Annotated in this window: 14 protein-coding genes and 1 pseudogene; 7 read left to right on the forward strand and 8 right to left on the reverse strand. The window is 65.6% G+C overall.

What is annotated here, in order from left to right:
* Nucleotides 1-5 precede the first annotated feature (5 nt).
* Nucleotides 6-716 carry a hypothetical protein gene (locus LQV16_RS15880; RefSeq protein ID WP_229994869.1) on the forward strand — a complete coding sequence of 237 codons (711 nt, stop codon included), beginning with the start codon at nt 6-8 and terminating at the stop codon, nt 714-716.
* Between the two features lie 62 nt (nt 717-778).
* Here LQV16_RS15880 and LQV16_RS15885 read toward each other — a convergent pair whose 3' ends face one another.
* Entirely contained in the window at nt 779-1546 is a 768-nt protein-coding gene (locus LQV16_RS15885; RefSeq protein WP_229994870.1) for an SDR family NAD(P)-dependent oxidoreductase, read from the reverse strand.
* Nucleotides 1547-2305: 759 nt separating this feature from the next.
* Entirely contained in the window at nt 2306-2530 is a 225-nt protein-coding gene (locus LQV16_RS15890; RefSeq protein ID WP_229994871.1) for a hypothetical protein, read from the reverse strand.
* Nucleotides 2531-2652: 122 nt separating this feature from the next.
* Here LQV16_RS15890 and LQV16_RS15895 point away from each other — a divergent pair, with 122 nt between their 5' ends.
* Both LQV16_RS15895 and LQV16_RS15900 read left to right on the forward strand, forming a co-directional pair.
* On the forward strand, nt 2653-2955 hold the full coding sequence (locus tag LQV16_RS15895) for a DUF4193 domain-containing protein (RefSeq protein ID WP_229994872.1): 303 nt from the start codon (nt 2653-2655) through the stop codon (nt 2953-2955).
* 174 nt (nt 2956-3129) lie between these two features.
* Nucleotides 3130-4137, forward strand: coding sequence for a DUF6454 family protein (locus tag LQV16_RS15900; RefSeq protein WP_229994873.1), 1008 nt, complete (start codon nt 3130-3132; stop codon nt 4135-4137).
* Nucleotides 4138-4309: 172 nt separating this feature from the next.
* Here LQV16_RS15900 and LQV16_RS15905 read toward each other — a convergent pair whose 3' ends face one another.
* Both LQV16_RS15905 and LQV16_RS15910 read right to left on the reverse strand, forming a co-directional pair.
* Nucleotides 4310-4600 carry a hypothetical protein gene (locus LQV16_RS15905; protein ID WP_229994874.1) on the reverse strand — a complete coding sequence of 97 codons (291 nt, stop codon included), beginning with the start codon at nt 4598-4600 and terminating at the stop codon, nt 4310-4312.
* A 344-nt stretch (nt 4601-4944) separates the two neighbouring features.
* Nucleotides 4945-5553, reverse strand: a complete 609-nt coding sequence (locus tag LQV16_RS15910; protein ID WP_229994875.1) for a hypothetical protein — start codon at nt 5551-5553, stop codon at nt 4945-4947.
* A 423-nt stretch (nt 5554-5976) separates the two neighbouring features.
* Here LQV16_RS15910 and LQV16_RS15915 point away from each other — a divergent pair, with 423 nt between their 5' ends.
* From LQV16_RS15915 to LQV16_RS15925, 3 genes are all read left to right on the forward strand, one after another.
* Entirely contained in the window at nt 5977-6423 is a 447-nt protein-coding gene (locus LQV16_RS15915) for a hypothetical protein (RefSeq protein WP_229994876.1), read from the forward strand.
* Nucleotides 6424-6633: 210 nt separating this feature from the next.
* Complete coding sequence (locus tag LQV16_RS15920) at nt 6634-7128, forward strand: hypothetical protein (RefSeq protein ID WP_229994877.1); 495 nt, start codon at nt 6634-6636, stop codon at nt 7126-7128.
* Between the two features lie 220 nt (nt 7129-7348).
* Entirely contained in the window at nt 7349-7873 is a 525-nt protein-coding gene (locus LQV16_RS15925; protein ID WP_229994878.1) for a DUF2087 domain-containing protein, read from the forward strand.
* 81 nt (nt 7874-7954) lie between these two features.
* Here LQV16_RS15925 and LQV16_RS15930 read toward each other — a convergent pair whose 3' ends face one another.
* The 4 genes from LQV16_RS15930 to ggt form a co-directional block, all read right to left on the reverse strand.
* The gene (locus LQV16_RS15930; RefSeq protein WP_229994879.1) at nt 7955-8347 is read right to left on the reverse strand and encodes a VOC family protein; all 393 of its coding nucleotides are present in this window, start codon (nt 8345-8347) and stop codon (nt 7955-7957) included.
* Between the two features lie 213 nt (nt 8348-8560).
* Complete coding sequence (locus LQV16_RS15935; RefSeq protein ID WP_229994880.1) at nt 8561-8914, reverse strand: DUF6616 family protein; 354 nt, start codon at nt 8912-8914, stop codon at nt 8561-8563.
* Nucleotides 8915-8960: 46 nt separating this feature from the next.
* The gene (locus LQV16_RS23745) at nt 8961-9206 is read right to left on the reverse strand and encodes an AAA family ATPase (RefSeq protein ID WP_356815788.1); all 246 of its coding nucleotides are present in this window, start codon (nt 9204-9206) and stop codon (nt 8961-8963) included.
* Nucleotides 9207-9325: 119 nt separating this feature from the next.
* Nucleotides 9326-11155, reverse strand: coding sequence for a gamma-glutamyltransferase (gene ggt / locus LQV16_RS15940; RefSeq protein WP_229994881.1), 1830 nt, complete (start codon nt 11153-11155; stop codon nt 9326-9328).
* Between the two features lie 511 nt (nt 11156-11666).
* Here ggt and LQV16_RS15945 point away from each other — a divergent pair.
* Nucleotides 11667-12407: pseudogene (locus tag LQV16_RS15945) on the forward strand (phospholipase); the annotation flags it as partial.

Below are 12407 nucleotides of genomic sequence, written 5' to 3' on the forward strand. Positions count from 1 at the left end.
CGATCATGACTGACCTATCCCCCCACCCCACCTCTCCAACGACACGATCCGGCGGCCCCAACCCGGGCATCCTGGCGGCCGTGAGCCTGGGACTCACGGTCGGCGGCCTGCTCAGCAGCGCGATCCTCACGGGCGGCCAGACCTTCGTCTCGCCGTTCTCTCCTGCCAGCCAGGTCGCGGCCTTCTTTCACGGAAACCCCGATGCGGTGCGGCTCGCCAGCTTTTTCCAGTTCGGTTCAGCAGTACCGCTGGGCATCTTCGCGGCCACCGTTTACGCCCGGCAGCTCCGGCTTGGCGTGCGCGTCCCCGGGCCCGCGATCGGTTTCTTCGGCGGCATCACCGCCTCGGTGTTCCTCATGCTCTCGGCCGCCGTGGGGTGGGTCCTGAGCCGCCCGGAAATCACCACCGATGTGCCGCTGACCCATGCGCTGTCGTTTCTCGCGTTCATCACCGGCGGCGTCGCCTTCGTCGTTGGCCTGGGGCTCCTCGTGGCCGGAATCGCCGTCCCGGCGCTCATCCTGCGCTTCGTGCCGCGCTGGCTGGCCTGGGCCGGCCTCGTCATCGCCGCCTTGGCCGAGCTGAGCTTCCTGTCCATGGTGATCGAGCCGCTCCAGTTCCTGTTGCCCATCGGGCGGTTCGGCGGACTCCTCTGGCTTGTCGCGGTCGGATTCCTGTTGCCACGGAGCCGGGCAGCAGCGAACCGACAGGAAACCTGAGCATCCGCCTGAAGTGCGGCCGGCAGTAACCGCAAGACAGCCCGGCTTGTTCCTTCTGTATTTCAAAAGAGCGTTACGCCCGTAAGTTCGGCGAGTTTGTTGGTGAGCCTGTCCTGAAAGGCCGTGTCGTTGACCTCCGGGGCCGGTTTACGCGGCCGGCGGTGGTGCCAGTAGCTGCCGGAGACCAGGGCTGCGGGGTCATTGCTGACGGCGAGCCAACTCTGGGTGTCGTGACCCATGGCCAGGTCGTCAGGGGCGCCGGCTCCGCCCATCTTGGTGGCTACCCAGCCGGGGTCAACGGAGTTGCTGAACACATCGGGCCAGTGCCGGGCGACCGAGGCGGCGAGCGCAGAAACATGGAGTTTGCTCTCGGAGTAGGCCGCGCTGGCATTCCAGCGCCGCTCGGTCCAATCGATGTCATGGAGATTGCCGCTGGCCCCATGGTGCATGCCGCTGCTGATGTAGACCAGGCGGCCGGGCCGTTGGATCAGTGCCGTGAGCAGGTAGGGGGCGAGAACATTAACCGCCAGAGTGCGGGAGTGTCCCTCCGGCGTCGCGACGCGCCCCGGCGCGAGGTAGACACCGGCGTTATGGACCACGGCGTCCATTCGTCCCAGGGCGTTGACCTGTTCGGCGAGGTCCCGCGTTTCGACGGCGCTGCTGAGGTCACCAACGACGACGCCGGCCGCTTGCGGGGCGAGGTCATCGAGGGCGGCGGCACGTGCCCTGGTACGGGCGTGCAGCAGGACCTCGTGGCCTTGATTCAACAGCGTCCGGGCGGTGGCGAGTCCGAGTCCGTCGGTCGATCCGGTGATGAAAATGCGAGCCATGGGGATGGTCCCCTTCGTGGTTCCGGGTACGTCCCGACCACCTTAAGCCCTTGACTCCAGAAACTGATCACCGCGTGGCCACGCGGGCACGCGGACTTCTGAATCGTTGCGTTTAGGTTCCGTCCCCTGACAAGCCGCCGAGCCCGGCCAGATCCGCGCGACCATAGTGCACTCGCCCAGCGGGACGATGATGCAGGAGGGGTTGGCGGGCGCCTGGACGGGACCCGGGCGCCCGCCCAGCGCCTGGCCGTGAGGGCTGCGCGGGCGTTTCGACTTCCGACGCTTCCCCCTGGACGAGTGTCAGATCGGGTCGGCGGCCCCCGGCAGGCTCCTCCCGCAGAGCGATCAGGTGCGCCGCCAGCGCCACTTCCGGTCGGCCCGGGTTGGCCCGCAGCAAACGACACAGCTGATCCCGGGCACGGGCCTGTCCCGGCAAGGAATCGGACAGCACCGCGGCGATGATCTCGGCGGCCTGCAGGCGTATCTCCCGTACCCTGCTGTCCTCCGGTTCGCGTTCCCACGGGTCCGCGGGCGGGTACCCGTGGGAGGGTTCCGGACGGGACGACAACTTAATGGACATTGGCTAATCCTTTGTTCCCGTTCCGGCAGAGCCCGGAACCGGCCACGATCCCTAGAGCCCTTGATACAACCCTGGAGCAAACGGGTTGGAAGACCGTGAAGCCACATTACAACGGGAAAGACCGGTCTGTCTTGGATGATGCGCGAATCCTGCACGAACATTGCCCACATGGCCGCATCCTAATCGCGGCTCCCGATAATTTCCTGTAGCCATGTGACTGCGGCGGTCCTGGAGGTAAAAAACTCGTGCGGGTATTTGGTCTCCCGGCTCGTGGCGGAAGCGATGACCCTGTCAACTGCGCTGGATCCGGGGACCGCGATGGCCACCACGCCGGTACTTTGTGCGAACTGGTATCGGGCCGCCGCGCTGAACTCGACGTCGGTCATCTCGGAGAGCATCGGCATTGGCGTCCCGCCCTGCCCGCTAACGCCGCAGGGCGTCGATTCTGCCCGCGGCAGCGGAACAACCGCGGCGTGCTGTACGTTGCACTGAGGTTAGTCAACACTCGAGAAATGAGAACAGCCACGTGGCAACCGACTACGACGAAGTCCGCTCGGACGTCAAGGAAACCCAGGAAAACTCCCTGGAGGCGCTGCAGTCCGCTAACGCCCCGGACGCCCGCAGCGTCGTCCAGGAGCTCGACGAGGCCGACGGGCTGGACGGGGCCGGAGTCCCGGGCGGCGAGTTCATCGCCGAAGAGCTGATTGTTCAGGTCATTCCGCAGGCCAACGACGAGTTCACGTGTTATTCCTGCTTCCTGGTCCGGCACCGCTCCCAGATCGCCCGGCAGACGGGCGCCCAGGTCTACTGCACCGACTGCGAAGGCTGAACCTGGGAGGTCTCCACAGCGCGTAGTGATCTCAATCGATTCGGGTGGCCGGGTGCTGCGCGCCGCCCTCGGACTGCTCCGCAACCTGCTGTTCACCGGCCCGCACCCGGGGTTCATTACCGGGAAGTAGCGTCGGGAGTCCTTGTTGAGATCCAACCTTTGAGAGGCTCCCCAATGAGCACGACTCGCACCCGAGGCATCCTCACGGCCGCCGCAGCAATCGTCCTGGCCGCGTCCGCAATCAGCGGAACCGCGGCCGCCCAGGCCGCAGGAAAGAGCGCCGATTCCGGCAACCACGGTGAAAAAAATACGGCGCTGGCCGACGCCTTCAATGGCGTTGACCGGAACACGAAGTGGCAGCAGACGTCAAGCCTGAAGCTGAACTTCCCTACGTACCACACCGAGGGAATCGCCTACAGCCAGGACCACATCTTCCTCTCGGCCGTTCAGATCATCGAGCCGACCGTGAAGTTCCCGAGCCCGCAGAACGGGTTCGACCGCACCCCCGGTAAGGGCGTCGGCCACCTGTTCGTCATGGACAAAGCCGGCAACCTGCAAAAGGACATCATCCTGGGCGAGGGCGACATGTACCACCCGGGGGGCATCGACTTCGACGGCACCAACGTCTGGGTCCCCGTGGCCCAGTACCGGCCCGACAGCAGCGCCATCATCTACCGGGTCGACGCGAACACCCTCGAGGTGCACAAGCAGTTCGAGGTGAAGGACCACTTCGGCGGCATCGTGATGGACAAGCAGACCGGCCATCTGGTGGGCAACACCTGGGGCTCGCGCCGCTTCGCCGAATGGGACCTGCAGGGCAAGCAGCTCTCGACCTGGGAGAACCCGAACTACTTCATCGACTACCAGGACTGCCAGTACGTGCCCAACTCCAGGATGCTCTGCGCCGGAATCACCAACCTCCCGCAGACCCCGGCGGCCGGCGGCACCGGTGCCACCTACGAACTCGGCGGCATGGCGATGATCGACCTCAAGTCCAGCAACGTAATCCGCGACGTCCCGTTCCAGCAGTGGTCCACCGCAGGCCACGTGGCCACACGCAACCCGTTCAAAATGACGGCCGACGGCGGGCACCTCACCATGAAGGTGGCCCCCGACAACGGCGAAGAAGGCAACGGCACCGAAATCCTCACCTACGAAGCCACCGTCACGCTGGCGAAGTAGCGCGGACCGGGCGCGGGCCCGGGAAGCGCAGTCATGCGGACGGAGGAAGGCCACCGGCGGCTATGACCCGGTGGCCTTCCCGTTCCGCGCCATGACCAGGGCGGCTAGTCGAACCGCTGCCCTTCGGGCCTGGATTCCAGCAGCGTGAACACGAGCAGGATGATCCGGCTGACTAGGGACGGCCGGCGTCGTTCAGCTCTGGAGCAGGGTCCGACGGGGCGGGTTCCTTCACCCTGGACAGCGCCGTTCTGAGCTCCGGCTCCCGCGCCTGCAGCCCAAGGTCGGCAAGATTCTGCAGCCCATGATCCAGCCATGTCTGAGCGAACTGCCTGCTCTTGGCGGACAGATTCCGGCGGCGCGAGAGTCTGAGCCCACGCTTGACGCGTTGTTTGGCCGTGAGCCCCCAGTTGGCCCAGACCGCCTCCAGAGCTGCGCTGAGGATGTCAAGGATCAAATCCAGCATGGGTTCTCCGCGGTCGTGGATGGAATCTCCGGTGGGTGGTCGGGGAAAGTCTGCCATACATCGTCTTCGGGAAGCCGCCGGGAAGGCAGGTGTGTGCGGATCGCGCCGTCTGGCCTCGCGAATCCCTCCCGCCAGCGTCAGCAGCCTGACGCACCGGGTGGAATACCGCTGACGATTCCCAGAACCGGCATTGCTCTGAAGAAGCCGGTCTTTAGCCGATCGGATGCCCCTGGCTGCAGGTTGTTTGCCCGGGCAGAATGTCTCCAACAGGAGCTGTGGGACGCTGGTGCCGACACAGATGGCCCCGTGCCGATCACCGGTACGGGGCCATTCTGTGCGAACGGTCAGGCGCTGCGCGTTTCCCGGGACAACCCGATGCCCATGACGACCAGTACCGGGACTGACAGCAGGAAATTGAAGAAGAACATGCCGGGGCCGGCTCGGCCCGCAAGGTGCAAGAAGCCCACGAAGAGTGCAAGCCCAGCGAAACTCAGCACCGTGACGGCCACCCCTCTCCCCCGGCTCCGCTGCTTGGCCAGCAGGACAATGCCCGACACGACTGTCCCGCCGGCGGCGACAAGCGACAGGAAGGCTAGGATGCCGAGTCCCAGGGAGGCCCCGACAAGGAATTGGAGAAACAGCCAGGACCCCAGCACGATCGACGTGATGCCAGCCCCAACCCGGTACCAGGAGGACTTCGGAGCATTCGAAGCCCCCGCGTAGGTCCACTGGCCGTCCGGTGAATACCGCGGCTGCGGCGCCTGCTGGTAGGCCGGATACGGCTGCTGGGATGGTTGTAGGTAAGGTTGCTGGCCGTACGGCGGAGCGTAGGCCTGGGGGGCACCGTAGGACGGCGCGTTGCCCGCGAAGGGGGCATGTTGCCCCTGCGGCGGGTAGGGCGGTGTCTGGGGATACGGCGGCACCGGCGGGACGGCCGGGATGTTCTCAGTCAATGTTCCCCCATGAAGTTGTGAGCGGTTCGAAGCCAGATTACAGCTACTGCACTCCCAGAACAGTTGACGCACCGGGGCCGACGCGACGGCAATGCAGGAGGGTCCGGCTACCCCGCCGTCGCCTTCCAGAAGCGCCGGCCATGGTCTGCCCGGTGAGTACGACGCGCCCGCCGTGCACGTGGGCCGCATGGCATAACCGACGAACTGAAAGAATTAACCCATGAGCAATGCCCCCGTCATCACCGCCGAAGGGGTGCTGACTATCTTAGAGAGCATGGCCTCATCCTTCAGCAGCCTCCTATATGTGCCCTTGACCCGATGTCCAGGTGCACGCCTCCGACCTTTGCGATCCCCCGGCCAAGGCATTCTTGTAGCTGACCGCCGGCACCACCCTGCCCGATGACGATGAGGAGGACGAGTTCGATGACCACCCTGCTGACGACGCCATCTAACCCCGCCACCCTGACCACGACAGCCACCACCGGCCGGTTCCGTGAATGGACCGTCAACCTGGCGCCGACCCACAAGGTACGCGACACGGCCAAGGACCGCCCGTTCACCGCCGACCTGGCGATCATCAGAATCAGCGCCACCACCGAAGACGCCCCCTTCACTGTCCTGCGCGTGGACCTGCTCGGTAACGGCAAGAAGAAACGCCTGTCCCGCCATTACCGCAACGATGTGGCCAACCCGAACTTCAGCATCCTGGCCGCACCCGCCTGGGTCCGTGATCTGTTCGTGGACGTTACTGGCGCCCCCGAGCTAGTCAACGCCTACGCGGGCCCGGCCCTGGGCGCCGGCGTCTACGCCGAGCACACCACCCCGGATGTCCGCTTCCCGGCCCCGGCAGAACAGCGGGTGGCCGCATGATCCGCTCGCAACAAACAGGCGCGTGACCGTCCCAATAACGTCCGGCACAAAATGGGTCCCGGATGGCTGGAGCCTCAACGTTCGCCAAGGTTCTGCCAAGCATCGGTGCATCTGATTGAACAGCGCTCTGCTTCCACTCTAGGCTGACGGCAACCGGCGAGCCGGATCCCCGCCCGCACTGCCGGGCCACACATCATTGGAGCACTACGCATGTCGATTGCGAAGAAGCTGGGCGCTGTCGTCCTGACCGCAGCCGTTCTCACTGGAGCTGGTGCCGGTGTCGCCACCGCGGCCCCGACCACGGCCGCCCACTCGGTGTCCGCGAAGGCCACCGAGGCGAAGGCCAAGGCGGAGTTGAAGAAGCAGGCGGCCGCCGCGAAGCTTGCGGCAGTGAAGGCCAAGGTCACCGCCCTGAAGGCTGCCGCCGTCGCGAAGAACGCTGCCGCCGTCGCGGATACCGCGCAGAAGCGCGCCGCCCAGGAAGCCAAGAAGATCACCAAGAAGACCACCCAGGCCCAGAAGCGCGAAGCCGCGGCAGCGAAAGCGGCCGCCGCAAAGGCAGCCGCTCAGGCGAAGGCTGCAGAGGAAGCCGCCGCCGAAGCTGCGGAGGCCGCCGCCGAGGCCGCCGCGGAAGCTGCCGAAAAGGCCGCAGAAGCCACCGCAGAAACCTCTGTGGAGCCGGCGGAGGAGTCCGCCGACTCCTGATCCGAACACCACTGGCAACGCCCCCTTCGGATGCACCGGCCGCCATCAGGTGGCCTTCGGGAAGGGGGTGTTGCGCGTCCCGCCCTTTCGCCGCATCGCCGCACAGCCTGCCGCCCGCAGACCCTGTCCGTCACGCTCGTGCAGGACTACGATCTTGCCTGTTGACCAAGCACACCGTGACCAGCACAGGCGGGGGCAGACGCAGAGTGAGGAAAACGCTGTGACCGGAGAAACGAGGCTGAGCGGACCGCACTGGCGGCGGGTGCTGGCAGCCCTCGCCAATAACGACGCGCGGACCGCCTACGCGCAAATCGTGCTTGGCGCCCCGGTTCCCGACGTGGCTGGTGATCTGAATGACCGACGGCGGAACCGGGCCATCGCCGCCCTGCTTGAGTGTGGGCTCGTCGAACGGAATGCTGCCAACGAATTGGAGGCGTCTGAGTCGATCTTCCGTGAACTGCTCACGCAGCAACCCCGGCGGCAGGCGCAGACCGGATTGGCTCGCTTCATGCGGCTGGGCAGGATCGAGAGGTATCCAGCCAACATGGCGGAGCGGCGGGAGCTCCTGGCATGGATTGTCAGCGAAGCCATCGGGCCGGGCGAAAAGCTAACTGAAAAGCAGGTCAATGAACGGCTCCTCAGTTACAGCGATGATGTCGTTATGCTGCGCCGCTACATGATCGACTTCGGACTGTTGGAACGGACCCCCTCCGGCTCTTCCTACTCGCGGCACGAGGAACCATAGGCTTGGAACTGGGCGTTCTTGCAGCGTCGCAACCCGTTCGGGCGCCAACTTTGCGGGAAAGGCCTCATGGAAACTGCGCAATCACCACATGACTCCAGGTTCATACGTGCCCGCGCTCCATTCCTGCCCTTGGGGATCAAGAACTCTGGTCCGCCGCGTGCCCCATTCGGTGTTCTCGGGGTCAATCACTGCCGTAGCGCCGGCGGCCAGTGCCTTCCGATGGAATTCGTCGACATCCTCGACGAGAAGGTACAGTCCCTGACCCGTGGATCGGCCGATCAGGGCAGGCCGCTGGTAGTCGGCATCGTTGCTCGCCACCATCAGCACTGCCTCACCCATGCGAACCTCAGCGTGGAGGACCTGGCCGCCATCTCCGTCCTGACGGCGAACAACGTCAAACCCGACCCGCTGCATCCAATCCAATGCGGCGGACGCGTCCGCGTAACTGAGGTAGACGAACAGCCTGGTGTCCATAAAGGCATGGTATTCCCCAGCCCTTCCCTTCGGAACAGCTCAACGTTGCGAGCAACCAGCTCAAGTTCGAGTCGCTGCACGCGCAGAGCAGGAAGAACTTCCCGGACCTGCCAGAAGATTCTTCGGCGTAATCAACCACCGCACAGTTTGGAGAGTTGATGTTGTTCGACCAGAGGATCAGGACAGGATGGCATTTCGGCGCACCGACTGTCGTCAGTGCACGTCCTCCCCCTTCAGGGCTAGGTGCTCCGCTGCGACGGCGTCGACGGTGCGGAGTTCGCCGAGCACATTGACCTGCTCGAACCAGGTGTACCAACCGGAACGCTCGACACCTTGCAGGAAGGCGTTCGCGAGCTCCGCGTTTGGGGCCTGCCACACCGCGAACCAGTCGTAGTCCGCGCTCTGTCCGGCCGATCGGTCGACAGAACCCCAGCCCAGCGTGGTGATTCCCACCTGCGCCATCTCGACCATCGCCGCTTTGATCTCGGCGAAGAGATCCTCTTTCGTTTTGAGCGGCGCCGCGAGGAACTCGGGCTTCGCTGTCCAGGTCTCTACCACGACGTACATAGCTTCCCCTCCGAATCTGTGAAGCAGTTGACGTGCAAGGGTCACGCTAGGGGTGCGCTCCCTGCCCTACAAGAGTCGAATGGTGGGATCGACGCCGCCAGCTGCCACATCGTTTCAGACGCGATCTGCCCACGCCCGCCGTTCCGACATTCCCAAAAGCGATGTCTGCAAGTGCTTCCTTTAGCTTGTCCTTGGCGATGACGGGCCAGGACAAGGCCTGACCGAGTTGCCGGCAGAGCGTGGTCTTCCCGGAGCCAGGAAGTCCATTTATCAATATCAGGGATTTAGCCATAGTCCGTTGTCGGTTCAGGGTCCGAAGTCCGTGCCGCGGGCAGGAGTCGCCGGTCGTAGCGCCGGAGCCGGTGGTGGTTGCAGATCGAAAACGAGCAGCCCGTCCTGGACTGTGCGGCCCTACCGCGGCGGCAGCTTGAGTGCCATAGCGGATCCGCCCCCGCGCCTCACGGGCTCGGCGGCTGCGACCATGCCGCCGTCCGGCAGGAATTCGATGGCGGTCGCGGCGCCGATCTCCGCTGCCGAGGTGAATGCATCCCCCGACGGCGTGAACTGATGGCCAAAGGGTGCCAGCTGGCTGCCGTGCGCGGCGATGAACTCGGGCTCGGCCGTGACCTTGGCCGTGTTGCGCTGCGAGGCACGAGGTGCAGCGATCGCCTCGGAGATGGTCATGCCCAGGTCAACCCGGTTCAGGATCGTCTGCAGGACGGTTGTGATGATGGTAGAACCGCCGGGCGAGCCGAGAGCGAGGAACGGCTTGCCCTCCTTGAGGATGATGGTCGGCGACATGGACGAGCGCGGACGCTTCCCCGGCTCGATCCGGTTCGGGTCGGTCTGGTTGTATACGGTCGAGAAGTCGGTCAGTTCGTTGTTGAGCAGGAAGCCGCGGCCGGGCACCACCATGCCGGACCCGCCGGTCTGCTCGATCGTGAGCGTGTACTCCACCACGTTGCCCCACTTGTCCGCGACCGTCAGATTGGTCGTCGAGATGTTCTCGGTGTCCTTCTCGTCAGCGGGCGCCACAGCGGCAGCCGGGCACGCGCCGTCGTACGAGGACACGTCCCCCGGCGCAACCGGCTTGGCCGCCGCGTGCAGCGGGTCGATCTGGCAGGCGCGCTCCTTGCCGAACAACGGGTCAGTGAGCGCAGCGGTGGGGACACCGACAAACGCGGGGTCACCCACGTACTTGCCACGGTCCGCGAAGGAAAGTGCGGTGGCTTCGAGGTAGTGATGAAGGGCGCCGGGCGTGGACATCCCGGACAGGTTGGACGGCTCCAGGATGTTCAGCGCCTCGCCGACCGTGGTGCCGCCACTGCTGGACGGCGCCATGCCGTAGACGTCCAGGTCGCGGTAGTCCACGTGCGTGGGCGCCTGATCCAGGGCGCGGTATGCGGCGAGATCCGCCGTCGTCAGTTGGCCTGCCGGGACCGGCAGCTGTGTCTTGGAAGTCTTGGGCGGAGACTGCACCGTGGCCGCCATCTCGGCCGCGAGCGGGCCGCCGTAGAAGCCGTCCGTGCCCTTCTTGGCGAGGAGCCGGTAGGTCTCGGCGAGGTCGTGGTTCTGGAAGACACTGCCGACGGCGGGGGCGTCGCCACCCGGGAGGAAGAGGTTGCTGGTCGAGGTGAACGCCTCGAACCGGGGCTTGTTGTCGAGGGTCTGCTGGCGGAACGTCTTGTCGACCACGAACCCACGGGTCGCCACGTTGATGGCAGGCTTGAGGGCATCGCCAAGGCTCAACGTGCCCCACCTGTCGAGGGCACGCTCCCAGGTGGCCGGCGTGCCGGGGACGCCAACGGAGACGCCGCTCGTGACGAGTTCGGGCGTGAAGCGGTAGGGCTGCCCGGTCGCCGGGTCGATGAACGCGTCGTGGGGCATCGCTGACGGTGCAGTCTCGCGGCCGTCGATCGTGCCCACGTCGCCGGTCTTCGCGTCGTAGAACACGAAGTAGCCCCCACCGCCAATCCCGGCGCTGTACGGCTCGGTCACACCGAGGGTTGCGGCTGCGGCGACGGCTGCATCCGCCGCGTTGCCGCCCCTGCGGAGTACCTCGATCGCTGCAGCCGACGCTTCGGGATCAACGGTGCTCACCGCGCCACCGTACCCGGTAGCGGTCGCGGTCTTTCCCGTCTCCCGCGGATCGGCGAACGCTGGGCCGGCGACGACGCCGCCGGTCACGCTCAATGCCAGGGCCGCCGTGACGGCCACCAGCCCACGTGTCATATATGCCATGATCGCTCCCGAGTCCGTGTGATGCGTGTTGACAGTGGTTGTCACGGTACTACGGCGGCCTGTGACACTCAACACCTGCGTCAACGGCACTGGATGCCATCTGGGTAGCCCTCAGGAGAGGTCGGTCGGGTCCTCGTTGACCTCGTCATTGTCGAAGCCTTCGGGTCCAGCGTGTCGTGTGGGATCATTCCCAGCTACTCCCGGTAGGCCTTGTGCTCCTCGTGGCTGGGGTCGTTGACGGCCTGGACATTGTTCGCCCGGCCCCACGTGCCGCCGCTGTCCTCTGCCGGCCGCGGCGCCGCGGCCAGCCTTGGTCGTTGGCCGTTGATGGCAGGCCGTAACAGACATCTCCGGGCGTCAGCCAGTGCCGGCGTCGCGCTGCATTGATCCGCTAATCCGCTAATACCTGGCGCTAACGACCCGGCCGCTGACATTCTAGTCAGCACAGTCGTAGGCTACTTTGGAGACCGGACACTAGTAGCCTGGCCTCGGGCCCCGAAGGAAGGACTGAGTGGACAGTGATGCTGGTACGTGGTTTCTGAGTCGCGCTGAGCGGGGGAATCTGGCCACAGACGTCCACGCGGGCGGTGCCGGATCGCCGTCCTGGTCGGAGGGCAATCTAGTGCGGCCCCTGATTCATGGAGCGACCTACTTCGCCCGACTGCATGAGGAGTTGACGGCTCTGCAGGCGGGAGACCGCGTGTGGTTCACCGACTGGCGTGGCGACGCCGACGAGCGGCTGCTGGCGGACGGACCTTCGATCGGCGACGTGCTCGCGGCGTTGGCCCGCGCGGGAGTGGAAGTGCGGGGCCTTGTCTGGAGATCCCACGGAGAGCGTGTATCGGCCCCAATCAGCGGCCGATCCAATGAGCTCCTAAGTCGTCAGGTCAACGACGCCGGCGGCGAGGTGCTTCTGGATCAGCGTGTACGCCTGTTCGGCTCCCACCACCAAAAGATCTTCGTCATCCGCCATCGCGACGACCCGTCGCGGGACGTCGCGTTCGTTGGCGGGATCGACCTTTCCCACACCCGTCGAGACGATGCCGACCACGCGGGAGATCCGCAAGCGGTGGACATGGATTCCCGGTACGGGAAACGACCCCCCTGGCACGATGCCGCCCTCGAACTGCGTGGCCCCGTGGTGGCAGATGTCCTGGCGGTGTTTGCTGAACGGTGGAACGACCCCCATCCCCTGGACCGGCGCACCCCCTATCGGATGCTGCTGCAACGTCTGGCCCGTATGCCCCGGCAC

It is taken from the genome of Arthrobacter sp. Bi26, from assembly GCF_918697925.1.
Classification (GTDB): Bacteria; Actinomycetota; Actinomycetes; order Actinomycetales; family Micrococcaceae; genus Arthrobacter.

Coding starts and splice junctions, on each gene's coding strand:
- LQV16_RS15880 (WP_229994869.1), top strand. CDS start 6: ATGACTGACCTATCCCCCCACCCCACCTCTCCAACGACACGATCCGGC.
- LQV16_RS15885 (WP_229994870.1), bottom strand. CDS start 1,546: ATGGCTCGCATTTTCATCACCGGATCGACCGACGGACTCGGACTCGCC.
- LQV16_RS15890 (WP_229994871.1), bottom strand. CDS start 2,530: ATGCCGATGCTCTCCGAGATGACCGACGTCGAGTTCAGCGCGGCGGCC.
- LQV16_RS15900 (WP_229994873.1), top strand. CDS start 3,130: ATGAGCACGACTCGCACCCGAGGCATCCTCACGGCCGCCGCAGCAATC.
- LQV16_RS15905 (WP_229994874.1), bottom strand. CDS start 4,600: ATGCTGGATTTGATCCTTGACATCCTCAGCGCAGCTCTGGAGGCGGTC.
- LQV16_RS15915 (WP_229994876.1), top strand. CDS start 5,977: ATGACCACCCTGCTGACGACGCCATCTAACCCCGCCACCCTGACCACG.
- LQV16_RS15920 (WP_229994877.1), top strand. CDS start 6,634: ATGTCGATTGCGAAGAAGCTGGGCGCTGTCGTCCTGACCGCAGCCGTT.
- LQV16_RS15930 (WP_229994879.1), bottom strand. CDS start 8,347: ATGGACACCAGGCTGTTCGTCTACCTCAGTTACGCGGACGCGTCCGCC.
- LQV16_RS15935 (WP_229994880.1), bottom strand. CDS start 8,914: ATGTACGTCGTGGTAGAGACCTGGACAGCGAAGCCCGAGTTCCTCGCG.
- LQV16_RS23745 (WP_356815788.1), bottom strand. CDS start 9,206: ATGGCTAAATCCCTGATATTGATAAATGGACTTCCTGGCTCCGGGAAG.
- ggt (WP_229994881.1), bottom strand. CDS start 11,155: ATGGCATATATGACACGTGGGCTGGTGGCCGTCACGGCGGCCCTGGCA.